We start from the raw sequence: 25,517 nt of genomic DNA, 5'->3' as shown, positions 1-25,517 counted from the left end.
TCAACAGAACACTCAACCCGGCGCCACATGCCTACAATCTATGGATATGACGGCTTTATTTCGAACGTTATTAATTCATCTATCTATTCGGAAAACGCATGGATAACCCTCTTCGACTGCCCTCGTTGCAGGCCCTGCAGACCCTGGTCAGCGTGGCCCAGACCCACAGCTTCACCGAGTCCGCGGCGCGCCTGCACCTGACCCAAAGCGCGGTGAGCCGGCAGATCCAGCAACTGGAGGAGCACTATGGGGTCAGCCTGTTCGAGCGCAGCAGCCGAAGGGTCTCGCTGACCGAACAGGGGCGCGATGTCTGCACGGTGGCCACCCAAGTCCTGAGGTCCCTCGGCTCCCTGCAGGAACGCCTGGCCCCGGCGCCCCTGGACCGGCCGTTTCGCATCCGCATCTTTGTCTCCCTGGCGGTGCGCTGGTTGCTGCCGCGGCTCAGCGGTTTCTACGCCGCCAACCCCGGGCTGTGCCTGTCGATCGAGACCGTGGGCGGGGCCACGGTAGACCCCGGCGGCGATTGCGACGCCTATGTGCTGTACCTGCCGGAAGGCCTGGACGAGCGGCCGCTGACCCCGCTGTTCGACGAATACCTGGTACCGGTGTGTGCCCCAACGCTCAGTGACGGGCAATTGCCGCCGCGCTCCCTGGAGGAACTGGCCGGGCACGCGCTGATCCACGGTTCTACCAGCCGCCAGGAATGGACCGCCTGGCTGCAGGCCCAGGACGACCAGACGCCTCACAGTTACAAGCATCTGCTGTTCAACCTCGACGACCTGGCCCTGGACGCCGCGGCCCGGGGGCTGGGGGTGGCCATGACGGACCTGATCCTGGCCCAGGACTCGATTGCCCGGGGCAGCCTGCTGATCCCCTTTGGCCAGGCGCTCAAGACCGGCGGGGTCTATGCCCTGTGGCTACGCGACAGCGGCGCCGCGCATCCGGCCTGCGAAACCGTATTGAACTGGTTCCAGGCTCAGGCAGCCGAACGGGATATGCCCGCGGCACGAGGCCTGGCTGGGGCGATTGCAGCAGCCCTGCCCACCCTGGGTGGCAGTAAATCCCTGGCTGAATGACTGGACCAGGCCCTGCTGCTCATGGGCCTGGGCAAACAACATTGAAGGGCCGATGAACACTGCCCGGGAAAGCTCGAGCGCCGCCGGCGCTCAGCTGTAGAGCGTCACCATTGCCCAGGCAAAACACGCCAGCACCAGGGCCATCCCCACTACATACACCGCTAAAGCACGACCCACAGCATCACTCCACGAACCAGGCAGTCATCAACACACTCACTCTCGGGGTGAGTCATGGCGCGCATTCTAGCAGCGCGCGACGTCATTTTGACACGAGCCTCTAAGCCTGATTAAAAGCCTCCCGACAAATGGTATTGGCGTCAATTTAATGGCTTAAATCAGCCTGACTCTTCTTAACGGGCAGCCGAACTGCGCAACATCATCTTGCATTGCGCCCAGTGTTTTCTTTCCGCCGAGAAACCTGCTGCCTCCGGGATCAATGCAAGCCCCCTTTTCCCGCTAAACCGCGAACCTGAGCGCTATCAGCGCCTGCACTCCTGGTTGGACAAGAGTGATTCTCACTGCTTTGATCTCAACGCCAGGTCCGGTTTTCACAATCCCAGGGAGGGTCCATGTCGTTCAAGGTCATGATGGTTTTCGGTACACGTCCTGAGGCGATCAAGATGGCACCACTGGCTCGGGTTCTAAGGCACTGGCCAGGTATCGAGCTGCACATCTGTTCCACCGGCCAGCACCGGGAAATGCTCAAACAGGTACTCGACGCCTTTGAGCTCGAGGTCGATGTGGACCTGCAAGTGATGACCCAGGGCCAGACCCTCAACGGCTTGTCGCAGCAACTGCTGATCCACCTGGACACCAGCTACGAGCGCCTGCAACCGGACATCGTGCTGGTCCATGGCGACACCACCACCAGTTTTATCGCCGCCCTCGCCGCCTTCAACCGGCGGTTGCCCATTGGCCACGTCGAGGCCGGCCTGCGCACTGGCAACCTCCAGGCACCCTGGCCCGAAGAAGCCAACCGGCGCCTGACCGGGGTCATCGCCGACCTGCACTTCACCCCGACCGCCAGGTCCGCAACCAACCTGCTGCGGGAAAACGTGCCCGCTGAAAACATCGAGGTCACCGGCAACACGGTGATCGACGCGCTACTGTGGATGCGCAACCGGCAGAAGCACACCCACTGGCGCCCCGCGGCCAACTCGCCCCTGGCGGTGCTCGACGACAGCCGGCGCATGGTGCTGATCACCGGCCACCGCCGGGAGAACTTCGGTGACGGTTTCCGCGATATCTGCAAAGCCCTGGCAACCCTGGCCGAGCGCTACCCGGACGTGCAGTTCGTGTACCCGGTACACCTCAACCCCCAGGTGCAGAACGCGGTGTACGGCCTGCTCTCGAACAAGCCGAACATCTACCTGGTAGCGCCCCAGGACTATCAGCATTTTGTCTGGCTGATGGGACGTTCGCACTTCATCCTCAGCGACTCCGGCGGCGTCCAGGAAGAGGCCCCGGCCATCGGCAAGCCCTTGCTGGTGCTGCGCGAGGTCACCGAGCGGCCGTCGGTGCTGGAAGGCGGCACCGTGCTGCTGGTGGGCACCGATCGCGAGCGCATCGTGCACCACGCCAGCGAACTGCTGGACGATGCACAGCTGCATGCCCGCATGAGCCGCGTGTACAGCCCCTACGGTGACGGCCGCGCCAGCGAACACATCGCCCGCCGCCTGTGCACCTGGCTGGAGGCCCAAGCCCCCCGTACTCCGGCATGAGCCCGGGCAGCCCCCGCAGCCCGCAGTCGCAAAACGTCCAGTTGGCCATATGGCTCCACACCTTGTGCGAGAACTGGAAGCTACCGGTCACTGGCAGGTACCTGCCGATTGAACTGGACGACCTACACTTTCAAGCAGCGGATCGTCGCGCCCCCTCCAACCCCGGCGCGGTGTTCTCCCTGCGCTATCGCCCCTGGGGCAAGCCGCTGCTGGATCATCAGCTCACATCCAAGGCCCGCGATGTTCAGAACCCTTGAAGAACAAGTGCTCAAACAGGCCGCTCCGGCGGCCTTGAAGCTTGAATTCGCGCAACATGATTTCGAACGCCTGCGCAGCTTCTGCGTCCTGATCTACACCGCCAGCATCCTGATCTGGCTGATCTTCGACCTGATCGTCAGCTTTCCCGGGCAGCAGGGCTTCACCGCCTATTCGATGGTCTTTCTGAGCATTCTGTCCTTCACCACCATCATCCTCGGCTTCACCCGCCAGGACCGGCACTTCCAGTGGGTCAACCTGCTGTTCGTGCTGACCATCACCATCGGCGTGCGCCTGGTGATCGAGGGGCTGCCCATCGACCAGCGCCCGGTCTGGCTGATTCTCGGGGCGTCGAGCATGCTCTACGGCGCCTCGGTGATGCCTCTGCGACGCTGGTCGTTCGTCAGCGCCATCTTCATCACCTGGCTGGTGCTCAATCCGTTCTGGCGCACCAGCACCACCCTGCAGGAACTCAAGGGGCTGCTGGTGCTGGTTTACGCGCTGTTTCTCAGCGCATTGACCCTCTACAGCTTCATCACCCTGCGCCGGGCCCGGCTGCACAACTACATCATGTCCAAGTTGCTGCTGGACCAGGCCTACCTCGACACCCTCACCGAGATCCCCAACCGCCGCTCGTTCATGGCCCGCGCCGGCCAGCGCCTGCAGGCTCTGCCCCGGGAGCACGACCATTACCTGGCGATGGTCGACATCGACAACTTCAAGAAGGTCAACGATGTGCACGGGCATGACATCGGCGACGAAGTGCTCAAGCGCATCGCCGCCGATATCAAGGGAGTGATGAGGGATTTCGACTATGCCCGCCTGGGCGGCGAGGAGTTCGCCATCTACCTGGCCGACGTGCCCCGCGCGGATGTGGAGGCGCTGGCCGCGCGGCTGTGCCAGGTGGTGCGCGACCAGCCGACCCGGCACCCAGTGACCATCAGCATGGGCCTGGCCCGGGTCGAGCCTGGCGAAACCCTGAACCAGGCCCTGATCAAGGCCGACCAGGCGCTGTACGAATCCAAGCACGGCGGCAAGGATCGCTACACCTTCCATCCAGCCGCCAGGCCCGCACCACCCGCGTAGGAGCTGGCTTGCCAGCGAAGAGGCCCCAGTGTCAGTCCACGCTCCTGCGCGACAGCAGCACCTGGGTTACCCGGCGCTCTTCCACTGCCCTGACCTGCAGGCTCCAGCCCGCCCACTCCACCCTATCGCCCTTGACCGGCAGGCGGTCCAGCAGGCTCATCACCAGACCGGCCAGGGTCTGGTAGTCCTCGGTGGGTTCAGCGCCGAAGCCGGTCCGCTGGCGTACCTGAGGCAGGTTCAGCGCACCATTGACCAGGAACCCGCCCTCTTCTTCGATCACATCCGGGCCTTCGATCTCGCTGGCATCCGGCAGCTCGCCGGCAATGGATTCGAGAATGTCGGTCATGGTCAGGATGCCCATGAAGTCACCGAATTCGTTGATCACAAAGGCAATGTGAGTGGACGCCTGGCGCATCTGTTCCAGGGCGTTGAGGATCGAAAAGCTGTCCAGCAGGTTGATGGTCTTGCGCGCCAGATGCTCAAGGTTCGGCTCGCTGCCCGCCAGGTACTCCTTGAGCAGTTCCTTTTTGTGCACGAAGCCCAAAGGCTCATCCACCGCGCCATCGCGAATCAGCGGCAGGCGCGAGTACGAAGAATGCATCAGCTTGGTACGAATACTCTCCGGGCTGTCCGTAAGGTCGATGCAGTCGACCTCGGCACGCACCGTCATCAGGCTGCGGATCGGCCGCTCCGCCAGTTGCAGCACACCACTGATCATCACCCGCTCACGGCGGTCGAACAGCTCGCTGCTGGGGGCCTCATCAGTTTCCAGCAAGTCGGCAATTTCCTCGCCCACTTCTTCCGCCGCCAGCCTGCGCCCACCCAGCAGGCGCATCACCGCATAGGCCGTGCGCTCGCGCATCGGCCGCAGGCCCTGCATGGATTTCTTGCGCCGGGCCCGGGCGATCTGGTTGAACACCTCGATCAGGATCGAGAAGCCGATGGCCGCATACAGGTAGCCCTTGGGAATATGGAAACCCAAGCCTTCGGCGGTCAGGCTGAAGCCGATCATCATCAAGAAGCCCAGGCACAGCATGATCACCGTCGGGTGCGCGTTGACGAAACGAGTCAGCGGCTTGCTGGCGACGATCATCACGCCGATGGACACCACCACCGCGATCATCATCACCGACAGGTGCTCGACCATGCCCACCGCGGTGATCACCGCGTCCAGGGAGAACACCGCATCGAGCACCACGATCTGCGCCACGATCGGCCAGAACAAGGCGTAAGTGGTACTGCCGGCGCGCTGGCTGACATGGCCCTCCAGGCGTTCATGCAACTCCATGGTGGCCTTGAACAGCAGGAACACACCACCGAACAGCATGATCAGGTCACGCCCCGAGAAGCTGTGCTCGAAGACCTCGAACAGCGGCTGGGTCAGGGTCACCATCCACGAGATGCTGGCCAGCAGGCCCAGGCGCATCAACAACGCCAGGGACAGGCCGATGATCCGCGCACGGTCGCGCTGCTCGGGCGGCAGCTTGTCCGCGAGGATGGCGATAAACACCAGGTTGTCGATGCCCAGCACCAGCTCCAGGACGATCAGGGTCAAAAGGCCAAGCCAGGCCGTGGGGTCTGCGATCCATTCCATAACGACGACTCAAGTGCTCCGGAAAATTCAAACGGCCAGGCGCGACGCAGCGCCAAGGTGCAGGGGCTGCAAAACCTCGGGTACGGGCGGATAAAGGCAGGAAGTGGCAAGTGCCAGGCAAGTGCAACCGGGAGAATGGCTGCCTGAGCGTCTGGGGCTCAGAACCGCCGGATGGCGCGAGAAGTCATGGGGCAAAGCGAGGAAAGAGCGCCGACTGGGGGGCTCCGAGAGCGTGTTCATGCAAGTCCTGAAGGAAAAAACGGACTTGGAGATTACAGGGAGGGCAAGGCGATTCCCCAGCGGGAAATCATTACAAGATTTTATCCGGCCCGCGTCTCTGACGCAGGCCGGCACCGCTACAACTGCTCGGAAATCTCGATCAGGTTCAGGTCCGGGTCCCGCAGGTACACCGAACGGATCGGGCCGGTGGCGCCGGTGCGCGGCACCGGCCCTTCGATGATCGGCCAGTTGGCCTGTTGCAGATGGGCAATCACCTGTTCCAGGGGCACGCTGGCGATGAAGCACAAATCCAGCGCCCCCGGCACCGGCAGGTGGGCCTTGGGTTCGAACTCCTGGCCGCGCACATGCAGGTTGATCTTCTGGTTGCCGTACTTGAAGGCCTTGCGCCCGCCGGCAAAGGTTTCCAGTTGCATGCCCAGCACGCGGACGTAGAAATCCTCGGCGGCAATCGGGTCGATGGTGGTCAGTACCAGGTGGTCAAGGTGGTCGATCATCGAAGACGCAGCTCCTGAAGCGAAAGGAATGGCCCGGGGATTATGCGACCCGGGCCATCGCTTGAACATGCCCCATCAGGCTTTGCCGCGGTACTCGCGCCGTACCTGCTCGATGTAGCGCACCACCGCCGGTGCCTGCTCGAAACGCCGGTGGATCAGCGACAGCCAGGACGTCGCCGAGCTGCCGCCAATCGGCCGGTACAGCACATGGGGCAGGCTGATGTGGCCCACCACCGACTCCGGCACCACTGCCACGCCCTGCCCCAGGGACACCAGGGCCAGTACCGCCACCAGGCCGCCGGGCTGGGGGCCCAGCTTGGGGGCGTAGGCACCCTGGGCCGCCACCTGCAAGGTGCCGCTGATCTGCTCCGGAAGAATGAAGGTTTCATTGAGCAGGTGTTCGGAGGCGATCTGCGGCAGGCGGCACAGCCAGGATTCATCGGACAGCGCCAGGACAAAGCCCTCGGCGTCCAGGCGAATGGCCTCGACCCCTTCCGGCAATGTCATGGGCGAGCGAATGTAGCCCACGTCCAGGCGACCATCGGCAATCCGCGCCGGCAGCGTCGCCATCGGGCACTCCCGCACGTTGAGGCTGACGTCCGGGCAGTCGCGGCCAAAGCCCTGCACCTGTTTCTGCAACAGCCCGCAATACACCGCCGAGGCCACATAGCCCAGTTCGATATGGCCGATCTCGCCGCGCCCGGCACGCTGGGCATTGCGCTGGGCAAACTCGAACTGGCGCACCGTGGCCTCGGCTTCCAGCAGCAGGGTGGCGCCGGCCTCGGTCAGGCTGACCTCGCGTTGCTGGCGCAGGAACAGCCGGGTGCCAAGGGTGTTCTCCATGTCCTGGATCTGCCGGCTCAGGGTGGGCGGGGCAATCCCCAATTGCTCGGCGGCGCGGGTGAAATTGCGCTGCCGGGCCACCGCCAGGAAGTAGCGAAAGTGACGAATTTCCATGATGGGCATTAGCTCAAAGGTAATGAACTGATCGCCAGCAGCTAACAAAGACCGCGAAAGGCCGGGATAAGCTGAGCGAACCTTCACAGTAGAGAGCTTCTGCCATGCGCGTCAAACCCCTGTTTCTGGCAATGATCACCTGCTGCGTGCTGCAGACCGCGGCCGCCGAGGACAGCCGCCCCGTCATTGCCCACAAGGCAATACTTACCCTGGACAACGCCCAGCGCCTGCTCAGGGCCGCCCAGCAAACCGCCCAGGCCAAGGGCTGGCCCTGCGCCGTGGCAATCGTCGACGACGGCGGCTGGCCGATACTCGGCGCGCGCATGGACGGCGCCCCGGTGGTGGCCGGAGTCGAGCTGGCCCAGGGCAAGGCACGCACCTCGGCGCTGTTCAAGCGGCCCTCCGGGGATCTGGAAAACGCCGTCAATGGCGGCCGCCCCGCGGCCCTCAGCGCCGGCCTGGTGATGATGAAAGGCGCCCAGCCGATCATCGTCGACGGCCAGGTGATCGGCGCCATCGGGGTCAGTGCCGACACCCCGGCCCACGACGATGAAATCGCCCTGGCCGCCCTCGCCACCCTCAGTCGGCAGGCCACGCAATGAACCGCTCCGTCAACCCGCGCCTGACCCTGCTCACCGCCTCCGGGGTCTGTTCGCTGATCGTTCTGGACACCAACATCGTCGCCGTGGCGCTGCCGAGCATCGCCCGTGACCTGGGGGCCAACTTCGCCGATATCGAGTGGGTGGTCAGCGCCTACATGCTGGCCTTCGCCGCCCTGCTGCTGCCCGCCGGCAGCCTGGCCGACCGCTTCGGCCGCAAGCGCACCCTGCTCTGCGGCCTGGGCCTGTTCATCCTCGCCTCCCTGGGCTGCGGCGCGGCGCCCAACGCCCTGCTGCTGGACATCGCCCGGGCGCTCAAGGGGGTGGGCGCGGCGCTGCTGCTGACCTCGGCCTTGGCCTCCATCGGCCATACCTTCCACGACGAAGTGGAACGGGCCAAGGCCTGGGCCTTCTGGGGTGCCTGCATGGGCATGGCCATGACTGCCGCGCCCACGGTCGGCGGGCTGATCACCGAGTACTTCGGCTGGCGCTGGATCTTCTACTTCAACCTGCCGGTGGGTGCGCTGCTGCTGTGGAGTGTGCTGCGCAACGTGCCGGAATCCCGGGATACCCAGGCGGCGCGCCTCGACCCCTGGGGCAGCCTGGCCTTCAGCGCCAGCCTGCTGTGCCTGATCTGGGGCCTGATCGAGGCCAACCGCATCGGCTGGAGCCACCCGGCCACCACCACCCGCCTGCTGGCAGGCGTGGCGCTGCTGGGGTTGTTCGTGCTGATCGAGCGGCTGCAAAGCCGGCCCATGGTGGACCTGCAACTGTTCCGCCACCCGCGCTTCATCGGCGCCCTGCTGGGCATGTTCGCCTACGCCGGCTGTGCCCAGGTGATGATGACGCTGCTGCCCTTCTACCTGCAGAACGGCCTGGGCTTCTCGGCCATCGCCTCGGGCCTGGGCATGCTGCCCTTCGCCCTGACCATGCTCATCTGCCCGCGGATCGGCGCACGCCTGGCCGGGCGCTATGCGCCGGCCACGCTGATGGCCGCAGGGCTGACCCTGGTGGGCTGCGGCAACCTGCTCAGCGCCTGGGCGGTACACGCCGGGGGCTACCTGAACTTCGCCCTGGCAATCGCCGTGACCGGCGCCGGGGCCGGCTTGCTCAATGGCGACACGCAGAAAAACATCATGGCCTGCGTGCCCCGGGAGCGCACCGGCATGGCCTCGGGCATGAGCACCACCATGCGCTTTAGCGCCATCATGCTGGCCATAGGGGTGTTCGGTGCGCTGCTGGCCAGCCATACCCAGCAGCTCTTGCAGGGCAGCCTGCACGCCGTGCCCGGGCACTGGCTGGAGCAGGCACCGGAGATTGCCTCACGGGTGGTGGCCGGGGACATGCAGGGCGCGATGGCCGGGTTACCGACCGATGCCCAGGCCCTGCTCGAGCCCCTGGCCCGGCAGGCCTTTGTCGGTGGTTTCGGCCTGGTGCTGACGGTAGCCGGGATGCTCGCCCTGCTCGGCGCCCTGGTGGTGGGCCGGCTGATGCGCAATCCACTGCCCCAAGCGTCGGGGCTGACGCTGAAGCTGCAATAGCCCAGGCACTGCACAAACCGCTGCCGCGCCTGCGGCAGCGGTCCTGGCCCGCCCGCTTGCAATTTCACAACACTCGTTCAATTGCTGGGGCAATCCGCCACGGTTAAGGTGCGCCCTTCGCAACGCCCCATTGAATGGATAACGAGGTGAGCGTGAAGCCTTCAAGCGTGATCGTGGTGGGCGCCGGGATTGTCGGCGCCGCCATTGCCTACCACCTGGCCCGCCAGGGCGCGCAGGTGACCGTGCTGGAACAGGACAGCCCGGGCTCGGGCGTCACCCGCCACTCCTTTGCCTGGATCAACCCCCACGGCGAGTTCCCGGCAGCCGCCCGCGCCCTGCGGGCCCAGGCGCTGGCAGACTACCGCCGCCTGCAGCACGAACTGCCGGCCTTGCAGATCCGTTGGTCCGGCGCGCTGACCTACGGCGCGGCCGACCAGCAAGCGCCAGATACCGACGAGCCAACCGCCGAGGCCTCGACCCGGTGGCTGGACCGGGCCGGGGTTGCCCAACTGGAACCCCACCTGCAAGTGCTGCCGGAGCGTGCCCGCTATGCATCCGGCGAAGGCAGCCTGGACCCGGTGGCCGCCACCCGCACCCTGCTCGATGCGGCCTGCACCCACGGCGCCCGGGTGTTCGACCAGACCCGGGTACTTGGCTTGCGGGTCGAAGGCCGGCGGGTACTCGGGGTAAACACCGCCGCAGGGCTCCACCGTGCCGACCAGGTGCTGCTCGCCAGCGGCTGCGCCACCCCGGCCCTGCTCGCGCCCCTGGGTATCCAATTGCCGGTGCAGGCCTCGCCGTCGATCCTGATCCGCGTCAATGCGCCACCGGGCCTGGTCAAGACCCTGGTCTCCAACAGCCAGCTGGAAATCCGCGAAGCGGCGGACGGCAGCCTGCTGCTGGCCGAGGACTATATCGATGCCCAGGGTCCACTGGGGCCCGAGGCCATCGCGCAACAGGCCCTGGCCAGCATCCGCCAGCTGTTCCGTGGCGCCCAGGCCATCACCTTGCGCAGCGTGGAAGTCGGCCTGCGGCCGATGCCCGGGGACCAACTGCCGATCATCGGCCCCAGCACCCGCTACCAGGGCCTGTACCTGGCGGTGATGCACGCCGGAGTGACCCTGGCCCCCACGGTGGCGCGCCTGATCAGCCAGGAACTGCTGCACGGGCAAACCTGCGCCGAACTGGCCGCCTGCCGACCGGCACGCTTCGCCTGAACACCAGCCCCTGTCGCCACACCGCGGCAGGGCCTGCAAGATTTCACGGAATCATCCGCACTCGCCTGTTGTCCTCTTTTGATTGCACGACTTCTTAAGCGGACCGCAGGAGCTCTTCATGGCGAACATCACCATCGCCCAGCAACTGGCAACCACCCTTGAACAGGCCGGGGTCAAGCGTATCTGGGGGCTGACCGGCGACAGCCTCAACGGCCTCACCGACGCTCTGCACAGCATGCAGACCATCGAGTGGATGCATGTGCGCCACGAAGAGGTGGCCGCCTTTGCCGCCGGCGCCGAAGCCGCCACCACCGGGCAACTGGCGGTGTGCGCCGGCAGCTGCGGGCCGGGCAACCTGCACCTGATCAATGGCCTGTTCGACTGTCACCGCAACCATGTGCCGGTACTGGCCATCGCCGCACAGATCCCCTCCTCGGAGATCGGCCTCGACTATTTTCAGGAAACCCACCCTCAGGAGCTGTTCAAGGAGTGCAGCCACTTCGTCGAACTGGTGAGCAACCCGGCGCAGATGCCCGAGGTGCTGCACCGGGCCATGCGCAGCGCGATCCTCAACCGCGGCGTGGCGGTGGTGGTGATCCCCGGCGACGTGGCCCTGCAGCAGGTACCCGCCGCCAGCAAGCCATGGCCGGCCCTGCACGCACCGCGCACCCTGCCCGCCCCCCACGACCTGGACAAACTGGTGGAACTGCTGAGCCAGAGCAAGGCCGTGACCCTGCTCTGCGGCAGCGGCTGCGCCGGCGCCCACGATCAGGTGGTGGCCCTGGCCGACGCCCTCGGCGCACCGGTGGTGCATGCCTTGCGCGGCAAAGAGCATGTGGAATGGGACAACCCCTTCGACGTCGGCATGACCGGCCTGATCGGCTTCAGCTCCGGCTACCACGCCATGCTCAACTGCGACACCCTGGTGATGCTCGGCACCGACTTTCCCTATCGCCAGTTCTACCCCAGCGACGCCTGCGTCATACAGATCGACCGCAACCCCCAGGCCCTGGGCCGGCGAGTGCCGCTGGACCTGGGGATCGCCGCCGACGTCGGCGAAACCCTCGCCGCACTGCTGCCGCGCCTGCCCTATAAGGGCGACCGCCGCTTTCTCGAAGAATCCCTCAAGCACTACGCCAAGGCGCGCCAGGGCCTGGACGACCTGGCCCAGCCCTCGCCCGCTGGCCGGCCGATCCACCCGCAGTACCTGACCCGGCTGCTCAGCGAACTGGCAGACCAAGACGCCATCTTCACTGCCGACGTCGGCACCCCCACGGTGTGGGCCGCGCGCTACCTGAAAATGAACGGCCAGCGGCGCCTGCTGGGCTCTTTCAACCACGGCTCCATGGCCAACGCCATGCCCCAGGCCATGGGCGCCCAGGCCGCCTTCCCCCAGCGCCAGGTGATCTCACTGTCCGGCGATGGCGGCTTCAGCATGCTGATGGGCGACTTCATCTCCCTGGCCCAGCTCAAGCTGCCGGTGAAGATCGTGGTCTACGACAACGCCTCCCTGGGTTTTGTCGCCATGGAAATGAAATCCGCCGGCTACCTGGACACCGGCACCGACCTGCACAACCCGGACTTTGCCGCCATGGCCAACGCCATGGGCATTCTCGGCCTGCGGGTGGAAAACTCCGAAGAACTGGAAGGCGCCCTGCGCACCGCCCTGGCCCATGACGGCCCGGTGCTGGTGGACGTGGTCACCGCCACCCAGGAACTGGCCATGCCGCCGGCCATCAAGCTGGAACAGGCCAAGGGCTTCAGCCTGTACATGCTCAAGGCGGTGATGAGCGGGCGTGGCGACGAGGTGATCGAACTGGCCAGGACCAATTGGCTCAAGGACAGTTGGTTCAAGATCACCTAGAAAGGCTCTACCCCCGGGCATGCCATCGCAGCCTCTAATGCACCCACATTAGAGGCCTGTGTCCATGAAAAGGGTGGCAGTGGCATCCATCGAGGGTGGCGTTGGGAAAACCACCACCTCCGCAGGCCTCGCCTCTTATCCATTAAGACAAGACGTTTCGACTGCACGCCAACGGATTGGCCGTAAGCACAAGCGGGACAAGAAAACCGTCGCGTTCCTTCAGTGATCAGATCATTTTTGAGCGGCTCGCCTCTTTCAAGATCGGCGGCGGATGAAGGCATGCCCAAACTTCAGCCCCCCTCAGCGGCCGACTGATCAGGCGCAAAAAACCTACGCAATATTTTCCTTTAGACCAAATGCCTTTGCTTTTTTGAATGCTAATTCGGAAACGGAAGGTGCATCGCTTTTCCGGCAGGCTAGAGTCTAAATCCGACAAGCACATTGATGTGCCTCTTGCACGGATGCACAGAGACTGGCGGCCTTCCCCTCCTCACAGACAGCCCGCCTCGAAACAGGGAGTGTTATGAACAAGCCAATCAAGAATATCGTCATCGTGGGCGGCGGCACCGCGGGCTGGATGGCCGCTTCGTACCTCGTCCGGGCGCTCCAACAGCAGGTAAACATCACGCTCATCGAGTCTGCGGCGATCCCCCGGATCGGCGTGGGCGAGGCGACCATCCCGAGTTTGCAGAAGGTGTTCTTCGACTTCCTCGGGATACCGGAGCGGGAGTGGATGCCCCAAGTGAACGGCGCCTTCAAGGCCGCGATCAAGTTCGTGAACTGGAGAAAATCTCCCGACCCATCGCGCGAAGATTACTTCTACCATTTGTTCGGCAGCGTGCCGAACTGCGACGGCGTGCCACTTACCCACTACTGGCTGCGCAAGCACGAACAGGGCTTCCAGCAACCGATGGCGTACGCGTGCTACCCGCAGCCCGGGGCCCTCGACGGCAAGCTGGCACCTTGCCTGGCCGACGGCACCCGCCAGATGTCCCACGCGTGGCACTTCGACGCGCACCTGGTGGCCGACTTCTTGAAGCGCTGGGCCGTCGAGCGCGGGGTGAATCGCGTGGTCGACGAGGTCGTGGAGGTTCAACTGAACGACCGCGGCTACATCTCCACCCTGTTAACCAAGGAAGGGCGGACGCTGGAGGCGGACCTGTTCATCGATTGCTCCGGCATGCGGGGGCTCCTGATCAATCAGGCCCTGAAGGAACCCTTCATCGACATGTCCGACTACCTGCTGTGCGACAGCGCGGTCGCCAGCGCCGTGCCCAACGACGACGCGCGCGAGGGGGTCGAGCCTTACACCTCCGCGATTGCCATGAACTCGGGATGGACCTGGAAGATTCCGATGCTGGGCCGGTTCGGCAGCGGCTACGTCTTCTCGAGCAAGTTCACCTCGCGCGACCAGGCCACCGCCGACTTCCTCAAACTCTGGGGCCTCTCGGACAATCAGCAGCTCAACCAGATCAAGTTCCGGGTCGGGCGCAACAAGCGGGCGTGGGTCAACAACTGCGTCTCGATCGGGCTGTCGTCGTGCTTTCTGGAGCCCCTGGAATCGACGGGAATCTACTTCATCTACGCGGCGCTTTACCAACTCGTGAAGCACTTCCCCGACACCTCGTTCGACCCGCGGTTGCGCGACGCATTCAACGCCGAGATCGTCTACATGTTCGACGACTGCCGGGACTTCGTCCAGGCGCACTATTTCACTACGTCGCGCGAAGACACGCCGTTCTGGCTCGCGAACCGGCACGAACTGCGGCTCTCGGACGCCATCCAGGAGAAGGTTGAGCGCTACAAGGCCGGGCTGCCGCTGACCACCACCTCGTTCGACGATTCCACGTACTACGAGACCTTCGACTACGAATTCAAGAACTTCTGGTTGAACGGCAACTACTACTGCATCTTTGCCGGCCTGGGCATGCTGCCCGACCGGTCGCTGCCGCTCCTGCAGCACCGACCGGAGTCGATCCAGAAGGCCGAAGCGATGTTCGCCAGCATCCGGCGCGAAGCCGAGCGCCTGCGCACGAGCCTGCCGACGAACTACGACTACCTGCGGTCACTGCGTGACGGCGCGCAGCTGTCGCGCAACCAGCACGGGCCGACGCTCGCGGCTCAGGAACGCCAGTAGTGGAACGCACCTTGAACCGGGTATCCGCATTCGCGGCCACACACGCTGCCGTGGCGGCCTGCGATCCGCTACAGGCGCGCGCGCTGGTTCTGCAGCTGCCGGCCCTGAACCGTGACAAGGACGTGCCCGGCATCGTCGGCCTGCTGCGCGATTTCCTCCCGGTGAGCGGCGTGCCCTCCAGCTGGGGCTTCGTCGAAGCCGCCGCCGCGATGCGGGACATCGGTTTCTTCCTGGGGTCGCTCAAGCGGCACGGACATGAGCCCGTGGACCTGGTGCCCGGGCTTGAACGGGTGCTGCTCGACCTGGCACGGGTGACCGACTTGCCGCCGCGCGAGACACTCCTGCATGTGACGGTCTGGAACCCGGCGGCGGCCGATGCGCAGCGGAGCTACACCGGGCTGCCCGACGAAGCGCACCTGCTCGAGAGCGTGCGCATCTCGATGGCGGCCCTCGAGGCGGCCATCGCGTTGACCGTCGAGCTGTCCGATGTATCCCTGCGCTCGCCCGCATTCGCGCAAGGGTGCGATGAGCTGGAAGCCTACCTGCAGAAAATGGTCGAATCGATCGTCTACGCGTATCGCTTCATCTCGCCCCAGGTCTTCTACGATGAGCTGCGCCCCTTCTACGAACCGATTCGAGTCGGGGGCCAGAGCTACCTCGGCCCCGGTGCCGTAGAAATGCCCCTCTTCGTGCTGGAGCACGTCCTGTGGGGCTCGCAATCGGACGACCCAGCTTATCGAGAATTCAAAGAGACATACCTGCCCTACGTGCTTCCCGCGTACAGGGCGGTCTACGCTCGGTTCTCCACAAAGCCGGCGCTCATCGACCGTGCGCTCGACGAGGCGCGAGCGGTGGGTACGCAGGGCGAGCACGTCCGGGCTGGGCTGACGGCCCTCGAGCGGGTCTTCAAGGTCCTGCTGCGCTTCCGGGCCCCTCACCTCAAATTGGCGGAGCGGGCATACGAAGCCGGGCGCAGCGGCCCCACAACCGGCAGCGGGGGCTACGCGCCCAGCATGCTCGGCGATCTACTCACGCTCACCTGTGCCGCGCGGTCCCGCATCCGTGCCGCGCTCGATGAATCCTGATGCGCGCGACCCAGTGTTACCTCACAAGGAGAGTTTGCCCCCATGACTCAGAAGAGCCCCGCGAACGGACACGATAGCAACCACTTCGACGTAATCATCCTCGGTTCGGGCATGTCCGGTACCCAGATGGGGGCCATCCTGGCCAAACAACAGTTTCGCGTGCTGATCATCGAGCAGTCGTCGCACCCGCGGTTCACGATCGGCGAATCGTCGATCCCCGAAACGTCTCTCATGAACCGCATCATCGCTGATCGCTACGACATTCCGGAGCTCGGCCACATCACCTCGTTCTACTCGACGCAGCGTTACGTTTCGTCGAGCACGGGCATCAAGCGCAACTTCGGCTTCGTGTTCCACAAACCTGGCCAGGAGCACGACCCGAAGGAGTTCACCCAGTGCGTCATTCCCGAGCTGCCGTGGGGGCCGGAGAGCCATTATTACCGGCAGGACGTCGACGCCTATCTGTTGCAAGCGGCCATCAAATATGGCTGCACGGTCCGCCAGAAGACGAGCGTGACTGAATATCACGCGGACAAGGACGGCGTCGCGGTGACCACCGCCGAGGGCGAGCGGTTCACCGGCCGGTACATGATCGACTGCGGAGGACCCGGCGCGCCGCTGGCGACCAAGTTCGGGCTCCGCGAAGAGCCGTGTCGCTTCAAGACGCACTCGCGCAGCCTCTACACGCACATGCTCGGGGTCAAGCCGTTCGACGACATCTTCAAGGTCAAGGGGCAGCGCTGGCGCTGGCACGAAGGAACCCTGCACCACATGTTCACCGGCGGCTGGCTCTGGGTGATTCCGTTCAACAACCACCCGCGCTCGACCAATAACCTGGTGAGCGTCGGCCTGCAGCTCGACCCGCGTATCTACCCGAAAACCGACATTCCCGCGCAGCAGGAATTCGACGAGTTCCTCGCGCGGTTCCCGAGCATCGGCGCTCAGTTCCGGGACGCCGTGCCAGTGCGCGACTGGGTCAAGACCGACCGCCTGCAGTTCTCGTCGAACGCCTGCGTCGGCGACCGCTACTGCCTGATGCTGCACGCGAACGGGTTCATCGACCCGCTCTTCTCCCGGGGGCTCGAGAACACCGCGGTGACCATCCACGCGCTCGCGGCGCGCCTCATCAAGGCGCTACGCGACGACGACTTCTCCCCCGAGCGCTTCGAGTACATCGAGCGCCTGCAGCAAAAGCTTTTGGACCACAACGACGACTTCGTCAGCTGCTGCTACACGGCGTTCTCGGACTTCCGCCTATGGGACGCGTTCCACCGGCTGTGGGCGGTCGGCACTATCCTCGGGCAGTTCCGGCTGGTGCAAGCCCACGCGAGGTTTCGCGCGTCGCGCGACGAGGGCGACCTCGATCACCTCGACAACGACCCGCCGTACCTCGGGTACCTGTGCGCGGACATGGAGCAGTACTACCAGTTGTTCAACGACGCCAAAGCCGAGGTCGAGGCTGTGAGCGCCGGGCACAAGTCGGCCGAGGAGGCCGCGTTGCGGATTCACGCCCTCATCGACGAACGCGACTTCGCCAAGCCGATGTTCGGCTTCGGGTACTGCATCACCGGGGACAAGCCGCAGCTCAACAACTCGAAGTACAGCCTGATACCGGCGATGAAGCTGATGTACTGGACGCAAACCCGCGCGCCGGCAGAGGTGAAGAAGTACTTCGACTACAACCCGATGTTCGCGCTGCTCAAGGCGTACATCACCACCCGCATCGGCTTGGCTCTGAAGAAGTAGTCGGCCAAGGACGGCACACACGCGATGAACAACATTCAATTGGATCAAGCGAACGTCAAGAAGCATCCCCCGGGGGCGTACGACGCGACCACACGCGTGGCCGCGAGCTGGTACGTCGCGATGCGCTCGAACGACCTCAGGGACAAGCCGAAGGAGTTGACGCTCTTTGGCCGTCCGTACGTGGCGTGGCGCGCAGCGACTGGGCAGGCCGTGGTGATGGACCGCCACTGCTCGCACCTGGGCGCGAACCTGGCTGACGGGCGGATCAAGGACGGGTGCATCCAGTGCCCGTTTCACCACTGGCGCTACGACGAGCAAGGCAAGTGCGTTCACATCCCCGGCCACAGCGAGGTGGTGCGCCAACTCGAGCCGGTGCCACGCGCGGCACGCCAGCCGACGTTGGTCACCACCGAGCGATACGGCTACGTGTGGGTCTGGTACGGCTCCCCGCAGCCGCTGCACCCGCTGCCCGAAATCACCGCAGCCGACGTCGACAACGGCGACTTCATGCACCTGCACTTCGCGTTCGAGACGACGACGGCGGTCTTGCGGATCGTCGAGAACTTCTACGACGCACAGCACGCAACCCCCGTGCACGCGCTCCCGATCTCGGCCTTCGAGCTCAAGCTCTTCGACGACTGGAGCCGGTGGCCGGAGGTTGAGTCGCTGGCCCGGGCGGGCGCGTGGTTCGGTGCCGGGATCGACTTCCACGTGAACCGCTACTTCGGCCCCCTCGGCATGCTGTCGCGCGCGCTCGGCCTGAACATGTCGCAGATGAACCTGCACTTCGATGGCTACCCCGGCGGGTGCGTCATGACCGTTGCCCTGGACGCAGACGTCAAATACAAACTGCTCCAGTGTGTGACACCGGTGAGCGACGGCAAGAACATCATGCACATGCTCATCTCGATCAAGAAGGTGGGCGGCGTCCTGCGCCGTGCGACCGACTTCGTGCTGTTCGGGCTGCAGACCAGACAGGCAGCGGGGTACGACGTCAAAATCTGGAACGGGATGAAGCCCGACGGCGGCGGCGCGTACAGCAAGTACGACAAGCTCGTGCTCAAGTACCGTGCGTTCTACCGCGGCTGGGTCGACCGTGTCGCGAGTGAGCAGTAATGCGTGAGGCCGAGCCGGTAGCGGTCGCGTCGCGCTGCCCGGCGCTTGCGAACCTTTCGAGCTGCGTCACGGAGATCACGGCGTACGGCGCGGCGGGCCCGCTTGGGCTCGCGGCCACCCGCTTGGTGTCGGTGTCGCTCTTTGCGAGGTATTGATGACCATCTGGCTGTTGCAACTCGTGCTGGTGATCGCGCTCTGCAACCTCTGCGGCCGCCTTGCCGAACGGCTCGGCCAGTGCGCGGTGGTCGGCGAGATCGCGGCCGGCCTGCTGTTGGGGCCTTCGCTGTTCGGCGTGATCGCACCGAGTTTCTACGACCTGTTGTTCGGCCCACGTACGCTGTCAGCCATGGCGCAAGTCGGCGAAGTCGGCCTGATACTGCTGATGTTTCAGATCGGTCTGCATATGGAGTTGAGCGAGACGCTGCACGGCAAGCGCTGGCGCATACCTGTCGCGATCGCGGCGGGCGGGCTCATCGCGCCGGCCGCGATCGGCATGATCGTCGCCATCGTCTCGAAAGATACGCTCGCCAGCGACGTGCCGGCGCTGCCCTACATACTCTTTTGCGGTGTCGCACTTGCGGTATCAGCGGTGCCGGTGATGGCGCGCATCATCGACGACCTGGCGCTCGGCGCCATGGTCGGCGCACGGCACGCAATGTCTGCCGCGATGCTGACGGATGCGCTCGGCTGGATGCTGCTGGCAACGATTGCCTCGCTATCGAGCGGGCCTGGCTGGGCATTTGCGCACATGCTCGTCAGCCTGCTCGTGTACCTGGTGCTATGCGCGCTCCTGGTGCGCTTCGTGGTGCGACCGGTGCTTGCGCGGCTCGCCTCGACTGCGCATGCGACGCGCGACCGCTTGGCCGTGTTGCTCTGCTTTGTAATAGCCTCGGCACTCGCGACGTCGCTGATCGGATTCCATAGTGCATTTGGCGCACTTGCGGCGGCGCTGTTCGTGCGGCGCGTGCCCGGCGTCGCGAAGGAGTGGCGCGATAACGTCGAAGGTTTCGTCAAGCTTGTACTGATGCCGGTGTTCTTCGCGTGTGCGGGGCTGCATGCGTCGGTCGGCACGATCGACGACGCGGCATCATGGATGTGGTGCGGGGTATTCCTCGTGGGCGGATTCATCGGCAAGTTCGGCGGCAGCTATCTGGGCGCGCGTGGCACTGGGCTGGCGCCGCACGATGCGATGCTGGTGAGCTCGTTGATGAATACGCGCGGGCTGATGGAGCTAATCGTCCTGTCAATCGGCCTGCAGATGCAGATTCTTCCGCCAAAGGTCTACACGATCCTCGTGGTGTTCGCGCTGGTGACGACGGCGCTAACCGCACCGCTGGTTCGATTCACGCTGCGCATGCAAACACGCGCAATGAGCCAACAGGCCGCCTGAGCCAGCTTGAGGGGAGAGCTCACCATGATTGCTGCCACCGAAACCAAAGTTCACGATTTGCTCGATGCCGAGGGCCGCGATGTCCGCGATGCCCGTGAACTGCGCAACGTGCTGGGGCAGTTTGCTACCGGTGTGACCGTGATCACCACCCGCACCGCTGACGGCCGCAACGTCGGCGTGACGGCCAACTCGTTCTCCTCACTGTCGCTGTCACCGGCGCTGGTGCTCTGGAGCCTGGCACGCACGGCACCGAGCCTGAAGGCCTTTTGCTCGGCGAGCCACTTCGCCATCAACGTACTGGGCGCGCACCAGCACCACCTGTCGGAGCAGTTCGCACGGGCAGCAGCCGACAAGTTCGCCGGTGTAGCTCATTCCTATGGCAAGGCGGGAGCCCCGGTGCTGGACGATGTGGTGGCAGTGCTGGTGTGCCGCAACGTCACCCAGTACGAGGGCGGTGACCACCTGATCTTCATTGGCGAGATCGAACAATACCGCTACAGCGGCGCAGAACCGCTGGTCTTCCATGCAGGCCAGTACCGAGGTCTAGGGAGCAATAGAGCAGAAAGCGTCCTCAAGCACGAATAGCCCGGCTCATGTGATCTTTTGCCGGGAAGGGTCACTGATCCAGGTGCCCCTTGATGTGGCAGCAGCTCGACCTCAGTGGCTCGCTCGCAGCGCCCCAGCGAACAACCAGCCCGACCGGCCAAGCGCCCGCGACAGCTATTTGTAGTTTCCCTCCTCCTCCTCCTCCTCCTCTGAAGTCGATCCGACACCCACGCCAGGAAATGAATAATCACTATTGGGTTTGTGCCCAATGAGAAAGCCCTTGTAGTACGTTTTTTTCGAATGCCTTAGGCCCTTGAAGCCTGGCCATCCCAGCGCGAGGCTTGCCCAGGCGCTGCTGATTGAGGCTCACAAAATGCATTTGATAATCATTTGCAATCAAGGATAGAATCCCGCCCCCTCGTCTGATCCCGCCTTGAATGATCGCCGCCGTGTCTTATCTCAGCGATAAACTCGAGCTCTACCTTTCCCACCGTACCGCGCTGGTCGACTATTCGGCGCCCATTGTCGGTTGTCGGGCTCAAGCCGAAGAAGTGGTCCAGGAGGCCTGGCTGCGCTTCTGCGGCCAGGCCGATAGCGCCGCCCAGCCGAGCAACCCGGTGGGCTACCTGTACCGCATCGTGCGCAACCTGTCCTTTGACCTGCTGCGGCGCTCGACCCTGGAAAATCGTCATCCCGATGGCGCCGATCTGCTGAACGAGCTGCCCTCGAGTACGCCATCACCGGAGCATCAGGCGCTGCACAGCGACCAGTTGCGCCTGCTGCAAGATGCGCTGGCACTGCTGCCGGAGCGCACGCGTCGGGCCTTCCACATGCACCGCCTGCAACACCTGACCTTCCAGGAAATTGCCGCTGAGCTGAAGATCTCCTCCAGCTTGGCGCACCAGCTGGTGCGTGACGCACTGACCCACTGTGCGGAGCACCTGGCCGATGACTGATACCCCCTTGCCTCAACCTGTATCCGGTTCATTGAAGGACGACCCCGTGTGGCAGGCGGCGATGGATTGGCTGCTGCAATGCCACGCGGCGCCGGATGACGCCTTGCTGCAACAGGCCCATGCGCGCTGGCTGGCCGCTGATGAGCGCCATGCTGTCGCCTGGCGCAAGGCCGAGAAAGTCTGGTTGCTCAGTGGCGGCCTGGCGCCGCTGGAACCACCCGTGCCCCAGCCTTTGCCCACCCCGCTCCGGGCTCGGCCGCGGCGGGCACTGAAGGCGCTTGCACTGGCAGCCTGCCTGCTGTTGCTGGCCGGGCCGACACCACCGACCGCCCATACCAGCCCAGCCGGCGAGCACCGACAAGTGCTCTTGAGTGACGGCAGCCGTATTGAACTGGGCAGCGATAGCGCTATTCGAGTGGACTTCGAACCTAGTACGCGGGCGGTCACCCTGCTCAGGGGGCAGGCGTTCTTCGAGGTCAGCCACGATGCCTCGCGCCCGTTCACGGTGCAGGCTGCGGACGTCAAGGTCAGGGTCATAGGGACCGCATTCGACGTGGACCTCAGCCGCACCGCCGTGGTGGTAGCCGTACAGAGCGGCGCTGTCCAGGTTCGCGATGGGCGCGGCGAACTCGCGGTGCCGGCCCTGGGCCCGGGCGATAGCCTTCGCCTTGGCCTGGACCAGGGCCCGCCGCAGCGCGGTCGGCTATTGCCTGGCCAGGTTGCCCCCTGGCGCCAGTGGCAGTTGCTGGTCAATGACCGGCCACTCTCCGAGGTGGTTGAAGCGCTGCAGGACTATTACCCCGGTGTACTGCTATTGACGGACCCTGCTCTGGGCGAGCGGCGCATCACCGCTTCGCTGAACCTGCGCTCGCCAGTCAGCGCACTGCAACTGGCGATCGCTCCGTTGGGTGGGCATCTGCGGCAATGGGGCCCCTACCTCACGCTGATCCGCAAAGAGCCGCAAGTGCCGGCAAAACAATAAATTTCAAAATTTTCTGGAAGTTCTCGATCGCCGTTCGTTTATTGCCCCGCTGAGTTAATCATAATTATTCTCATTAGCATGTGCGTATTGTTCGCACTGAACGGGGAGTTCACCAGAGCATGTCCATTTTCCCCCAACAGGGACTACAGGGTTGCCGACGCAGTGCGCGGCTGTTGTGGCTGTCAGTGGGGCTGGCGGTGTCCCTGCCGGCCTTGGCCAGTGACCATCGGACACGGCATAGCATCGACATCGCACGCCAGCCGTTAAGCACGGCGCTGATGGCGCTGGCACAGCAGACCGGCCTGCAGATCAGCGTCGAGAGCCAACTGCTGCTCAACCTGAACGCTCCGGCGGTGCAGGGCGAACTGAGCGCCGAGCAGGCGCTGGCGAAACTGCTCAAGGGCAGCCAGCTGGAGTGGATCTACATCGGTGACGACGCGCTGATGGTGCAACGGGCGACTCGCCCGCGTACCGACCCGGTCCGCCTGGGCAATACCAAGGTGCCTGGCGAGTTGTCGCTGCCCCAGGGTGAAACCCGAGTGGACCGCGCGACGATCGAAGCAATGCCGGCGGGCAATGGCGACATCACCAGCCTGTTGCGCAGCCATCCCAACGTGCAGTTCGACGACGCTCAGCTGAGCAGCAAGACCCCTGGCGAAATCGGCCCGGCCAACATCAGCATCAACGGGGCGCAGTTCTACCAGAATGCCTTCCTGGTCGATGGCATCAACATGAACAATGACATCGATCCGGCCGAATACCGGGTGCAATTGCTGGACGCGGTACCGGGGCGCAGCCAGGGCCTGGCGCTGGACACCGACCTGCTGGAGAACATCACGGTCCTGGACAGCAACGTGCCAGCGGCCTATGGCGGCTTCAACGGTGGCGTCATCGATGCACAGACCCGTGCACCGACCCAGGCGCTGCACGGCAAATTCTCGGTGCAGACCACCCGCTCCGCCTGGACCCAATATCACGTCGACGAAAGCGAAGAACAACGCATGGAAAACTCGGGCTCTCCCGACGAGCAGCCCAAGTTCGACAAGGTCACCGTTCGTGGCACGCTGCAGGGCCACCTGACCGACAATTTCGGCCTGCTTGGCAGCTTCAGCCAGAAGCGCTCGACCATCCCCCTGGGTTTCTACTCCTACAACAATGTCGAGGAGATGGGCTTCCACGAGGAGAAGCAGCAACGGCGCATCGACAACTACTTCCTCAAGTCGGTATGGAAAGCCAGCGATCAACTCACTGTTGAGACCAGCGTGACCCATGCCCCCGAGGAGAGTCACTACTTCCGTGCCAACGTGGCCAACTCGGGTTATGACAACAAGGCCGGCGGCACCCAAGTGAACCTGCGCACCGTCTGGGATGGCGACCTGGCGCGCGTCGAACAGAACCTGGCGTGGAGCGGCCAGGAACAGAGCCGCCAATCGGACTCCGCCGATTACTGGACCTGGCGCAAGTCGGCCACCAAGGACTGGGGCATCGGCAACAAGGCCACCTCCAATACCCTTGAAGGCGGTTGGGGTGATATCGAGCAGCAGCAACGTACCTGGCAGTACAAGCTCAATGCCGACTGGCGCAGCGTCGACTGGCTGGGCATGACTCACCGCCCGCAGACCGGCCTGGAGTTCTCCCGCCAGTACGTGCGCTACGAGCGCCTGACCGACAGCAGCACCTATGTCACCCCCGCGGCCACCACTACCTGCACCAACGGCGCCGGGGTTACCGACAGCGTCGCCTGCAACATCGGCCAGACCCTGAACGGCTGGGCGGGCCAGTACATGAAAAGCCGTACCCGCTATGCCACTGGCGAATTCGACTTCACCACCACCTCCTGGGGCAGCTGGCTGCAGGACGAGATCACCCTCGGCCAACTGACCTTGCGCCCCGGCGTGCGCGTGGACAGCGACGACTACATGGACAAGACCACCTGGGCGCCGCGCTTCTCCCTGGAATATGACCTGTTCGGTGACCGCACCACCTTGCTCAATGCCGGCGTCAACCGTTACTACGGGCGCAGCGTCAGCAGCTGGCAGTTGCAGGACGGGCGCAACCGCCTGCGCTTCAACGAAACCCGCGACAGCCTGGACAAACCCTGGGTGGTCAAATCCAACGCGGCCAACCAGGTGCGCTTCAATCAGCTGGACATCCCCTACGACGACGAGCTGATGCTGGGCGTGGTGCAGCAATGGGCCGGGGTCGAATATGCCCTCAAGTATGTCAATCGCAAGGGGCGCGACCAGGTGGTTCAGGTGTCCGGCAAGACCTTGGGCGAGCCCTCCACGGACCCGACGCTGGCGAGCAACTACACCACCTACACCAACGACGGCAAGAGCGAGACCGACACCTACACCCTGACGGTGACACCGTTGCAGCGCTGGACACTGCTGGGCACCCAGACCGGCGGGCAACTGGCGCTCAACTGGACCGACAGCAAGGCCTCCGCACCGACCTACGTCGCGGCCGAGAACCTGTACTACCAGAACAGCGTCATCCAGTACCAGGGCAGCTTCATCAATTATGACGACCGCCCGGCCAGCAACTTCAACCGGCCCTGGACGGCCCGCCTGACGACCATCACCGAGATCCCCCAGGCCAATCTGCAGTGGAGCAACTTCTGGCGCTACCGCGCCGGCTACAAGCGCATTGGCGACACGGGGCGCAATGTGGACTACATGGGCACCTCGGTGGATGTCTGGGAGGAACAGAAATTCCAGGCGGCGCTGACCTGGGACACGCGCCTGGGCTGGCGTATTCCCACCGCCAGGGACCAGAACGTGTTCATCAATGTCGACGTGTTCAACGTGCTCGACAAGAAGTCGGTCAATGCCAACCAGACGGTCAACAGCAACTCGGTCTCGACCTATGAGGTGGGCCGCCAGTACTGGCTCGAAGTCGGATACGCGTTCTGA

The 25,517-nt window shown here is 64.4% G+C and carries 19 protein-coding genes; 16 read left to right on the top strand and 3 right to left on the bottom strand.

Annotated elements, in window-relative coordinates; genetic code table 11:
* The first annotated feature begins 98 nt into the window (after positions 1 to 98).
* The 3 genes from ACUXVH_RS26715 to ACUXVH_RS26705 all read left to right on the top strand — a co-directional run bounded on the left by ACUXVH_RS26715 (position 99) and on the right by ACUXVH_RS26705 (position 4,138).
* On the top strand, positions 99 to 1,076 hold the full coding sequence (locus tag ACUXVH_RS26715; RefSeq protein WP_065364313.1) for a LysR substrate-binding domain-containing protein: 978 nt from the start codon (positions 99 to 101) through the stop codon (positions 1,074 to 1,076).
* A gap of 569 nt (positions 1,077 to 1,645) precedes the next feature.
* Entirely contained in the window at positions 1,646 to 2,797 is a 1,152-nt protein-coding gene (wecB, locus tag ACUXVH_RS26710; RefSeq protein WP_065364314.1) for a non-hydrolyzing UDP-N-acetylglucosamine 2-epimerase, read from the top strand.
* A 240-nt stretch (positions 2,798 to 3,037) separates the two neighbouring features.
* Positions 3,038 to 4,138: a GGDEF domain-containing protein gene (locus tag ACUXVH_RS26705; protein WP_065364316.1), complete on the top strand. Its 1,101-nt coding sequence runs from the start codon at positions 3,038 to 3,040 to the stop codon at positions 4,136 to 4,138.
* Positions 4,139 to 4,169: 31 nt separating this feature from the next.
* On the opposite strand, the gene ACUXVH_RS26700 is transcribed toward ACUXVH_RS26705, so the two are convergent.
* The 3 genes from ACUXVH_RS26700 to ACUXVH_RS26690 all read right to left on the bottom strand — a co-directional run bounded on the left by ACUXVH_RS26700 (position 4,170) and on the right by ACUXVH_RS26690 (position 7,423).
* Entirely contained in the window at positions 4,170 to 5,732 is a 1,563-nt protein-coding gene (locus tag ACUXVH_RS26700) for a TerC family protein (protein WP_011061874.1), read from the bottom strand.
* Between the two features lie 356 nt (positions 5,733 to 6,088).
* Positions 6,089 to 6,466, bottom strand: a complete 378-nt coding sequence (locus tag ACUXVH_RS26695; protein ID WP_011061875.1) for a VOC family protein — start codon at positions 6,464 to 6,466, stop codon at positions 6,089 to 6,091.
* Positions 6,467 to 6,541: 75 nt separating this feature from the next.
* A complete protein-coding gene (locus tag ACUXVH_RS26690; RefSeq protein ID WP_011061876.1) occupies positions 6,542 to 7,423 on the bottom strand; it encodes a LysR family transcriptional regulator in 882 nt (293 codons plus the stop codon).
* A gap of 104 nt (positions 7,424 to 7,527) precedes the next feature.
* On the opposite strand from ACUXVH_RS26690, the gene ACUXVH_RS26685 reads away from it, so the two are divergent.
* From ACUXVH_RS26685 to ACUXVH_RS26625, 13 genes are all read left to right on the top strand, one after another.
* Positions 7,528 to 8,025, top strand: coding sequence for a GlcG/HbpS family heme-binding protein (locus tag ACUXVH_RS26685; protein WP_019094372.1), 498 nt, complete (start codon positions 7,528 to 7,530; stop codon positions 8,023 to 8,025).
* A complete protein-coding gene (locus ACUXVH_RS26680; RefSeq protein ID WP_065364317.1) occupies positions 8,022 to 9,563 on the top strand; it encodes an MFS transporter in 1,542 nt (513 codons plus the stop codon). Before ACUXVH_RS26685 ends, ACUXVH_RS26680 begins: the two co-directional genes overlap by 4 nt.
* Before the next feature lie 152 nt (positions 9,564 to 9,715).
* A complete protein-coding gene (locus ACUXVH_RS26675; RefSeq protein WP_255313409.1) occupies positions 9,716 to 10,780 on the top strand; it encodes an NAD(P)/FAD-dependent oxidoreductase in 1,065 nt (354 codons plus the stop codon).
* 118 nt (positions 10,781 to 10,898) lie between these two features.
* Positions 10,899 to 12,644: a ubiquinone-dependent pyruvate dehydrogenase gene (gene poxB, locus ACUXVH_RS26670; RefSeq protein WP_072450010.1), complete on the top strand. Its 1,746-nt coding sequence runs from the start codon at positions 10,899 to 10,901 to the stop codon at positions 12,642 to 12,644.
* 523 nt (positions 12,645 to 13,167) lie between these two features.
* On the top strand, positions 13,168 to 14,781 hold the full coding sequence (locus ACUXVH_RS26665; protein WP_065364320.1) for a tryptophan halogenase family protein: 1,614 nt from the start codon (positions 13,168 to 13,170) through the stop codon (positions 14,779 to 14,781).
* A complete protein-coding gene (locus ACUXVH_RS26660) occupies positions 14,781 to 15,866 on the top strand; it encodes a PrnB family protein (protein WP_065364321.1) in 1,086 nt (361 codons plus the stop codon). Before ACUXVH_RS26665 ends, ACUXVH_RS26660 begins: the two co-directional genes overlap by 1 nt.
* Positions 15,867 to 15,908: 42 nt before the next feature.
* Positions 15,909 to 17,612 (top strand): NAD(P)/FAD-dependent oxidoreductase, encoded by a 1,704-nt coding sequence (locus ACUXVH_RS26655; RefSeq protein WP_065364322.1) that lies wholly within the window; start codon positions 15,909 to 15,911, stop codon positions 17,610 to 17,612.
* A gap of 24 nt (positions 17,613 to 17,636) precedes the next feature.
* A complete protein-coding gene (locus ACUXVH_RS26650) occupies positions 17,637 to 18,728 on the top strand; it encodes a Rieske 2Fe-2S domain-containing protein (protein ID WP_065364323.1) in 1,092 nt (363 codons plus the stop codon).
* A gap of 154 nt (positions 18,729 to 18,882) precedes the next feature.
* Positions 18,883 to 20,118 carry a cation:proton antiporter gene (locus ACUXVH_RS26645; protein WP_065364324.1) on the top strand — a complete coding sequence of 412 codons (1,236 nt, stop codon included), beginning with the start codon at positions 18,883 to 18,885 and terminating at the stop codon, positions 20,116 to 20,118.
* A 24-nt stretch (positions 20,119 to 20,142) separates the two neighbouring features.
* A complete protein-coding gene (locus tag ACUXVH_RS26640) occupies positions 20,143 to 20,703 on the top strand; it encodes a flavin reductase family protein (RefSeq protein WP_015636044.1) in 561 nt (186 codons plus the stop codon).
* A 398-nt stretch (positions 20,704 to 21,101) separates the two neighbouring features.
* A complete protein-coding gene (locus ACUXVH_RS26635; RefSeq protein ID WP_011061887.1) occupies positions 21,102 to 21,620 on the top strand; it encodes a sigma-70 family RNA polymerase sigma factor in 519 nt (172 codons plus the stop codon).
* Entirely contained in the window at positions 21,613 to 22,602 is a 990-nt protein-coding gene (locus ACUXVH_RS26630) for a FecR family protein (RefSeq protein ID WP_255313408.1), read from the top strand. Before ACUXVH_RS26635 ends, ACUXVH_RS26630 begins: the two co-directional genes overlap by 8 nt.
* Positions 22,603 to 22,721: 119 nt before the next feature.
* Complete coding sequence (locus tag ACUXVH_RS26625) at positions 22,722 to 25,517, top strand: TonB-dependent receptor (RefSeq protein WP_011061889.1); 2,796 nt, start codon at positions 22,722 to 22,724, stop codon at positions 25,515 to 25,517.

It is taken from the genome of Pseudomonas sp. 8(2025), assembly GCF_052665325.1.
This window is presented reverse-complemented; position numbering and strand designations above follow the sequence as displayed.

Coding starts and splice junctions, on each gene's coding strand:
- poxB (WP_072450010.1), top strand. CDS start 10,899: ATGGCGAACATCACCATCGCCCAGCAACTGGCAACCACCCTTGAACAG.
- ACUXVH_RS26650 (WP_065364323.1), top strand. CDS start 17,637: ATGAACAACATTCAATTGGATCAAGCGAACGTCAAGAAGCATCCCCCG.
- ACUXVH_RS26690 (WP_011061876.1), bottom strand. CDS start 7,423: ATGGAAATTCGTCACTTTCGCTACTTCCTGGCGGTGGCCCGGCAGCGC.
- ACUXVH_RS26680 (WP_065364317.1), top strand. CDS start 8,022: ATGAACCGCTCCGTCAACCCGCGCCTGACCCTGCTCACCGCCTCCGGG.
- ACUXVH_RS26705 (WP_065364316.1), top strand. CDS start 3,038: ATGTTCAGAACCCTTGAAGAACAAGTGCTCAAACAGGCCGCTCCGGCG.
- ACUXVH_RS26625 (WP_011061889.1), top strand. CDS start 22,722: ATGTCCATTTTCCCCCAACAGGGACTACAGGGTTGCCGACGCAGTGCG.
- ACUXVH_RS26695 (WP_011061875.1), bottom strand. CDS start 6,466: ATGATCGACCACCTTGACCACCTGGTACTGACCACCATCGACCCGATT.
- wecB (WP_065364314.1), top strand. CDS start 1,646: ATGTCGTTCAAGGTCATGATGGTTTTCGGTACACGTCCTGAGGCGATC.
- ACUXVH_RS26665 (WP_065364320.1), top strand. CDS start 13,168: ATGAACAAGCCAATCAAGAATATCGTCATCGTGGGCGGCGGCACCGCG.
- ACUXVH_RS26645 (WP_065364324.1), top strand. CDS start 18,883: ATGACCATCTGGCTGTTGCAACTCGTGCTGGTGATCGCGCTCTGCAAC.
- ACUXVH_RS26640 (WP_015636044.1), top strand. CDS start 20,143: ATGATTGCTGCCACCGAAACCAAAGTTCACGATTTGCTCGATGCCGAG.
- ACUXVH_RS26630 (WP_255313408.1), top strand. CDS start 21,613: ATGACTGATACCCCCTTGCCTCAACCTGTATCCGGTTCATTGAAGGAC.
- ACUXVH_RS26715 (WP_065364313.1), top strand. CDS start 99: ATGGATAACCCTCTTCGACTGCCCTCGTTGCAGGCCCTGCAGACCCTG.
- ACUXVH_RS26635 (WP_011061887.1), top strand. CDS start 21,102: ATGATCGCCGCCGTGTCTTATCTCAGCGATAAACTCGAGCTCTACCTT.
- ACUXVH_RS26685 (WP_019094372.1), top strand. CDS start 7,528: ATGCGCGTCAAACCCCTGTTTCTGGCAATGATCACCTGCTGCGTGCTG.
- ACUXVH_RS26655 (WP_065364322.1), top strand. CDS start 15,909: ATGACTCAGAAGAGCCCCGCGAACGGACACGATAGCAACCACTTCGAC.
- ACUXVH_RS26700 (WP_011061874.1), bottom strand. CDS start 5,732: ATGGAATGGATCGCAGACCCCACGGCCTGGCTTGGCCTTTTGACCCTG.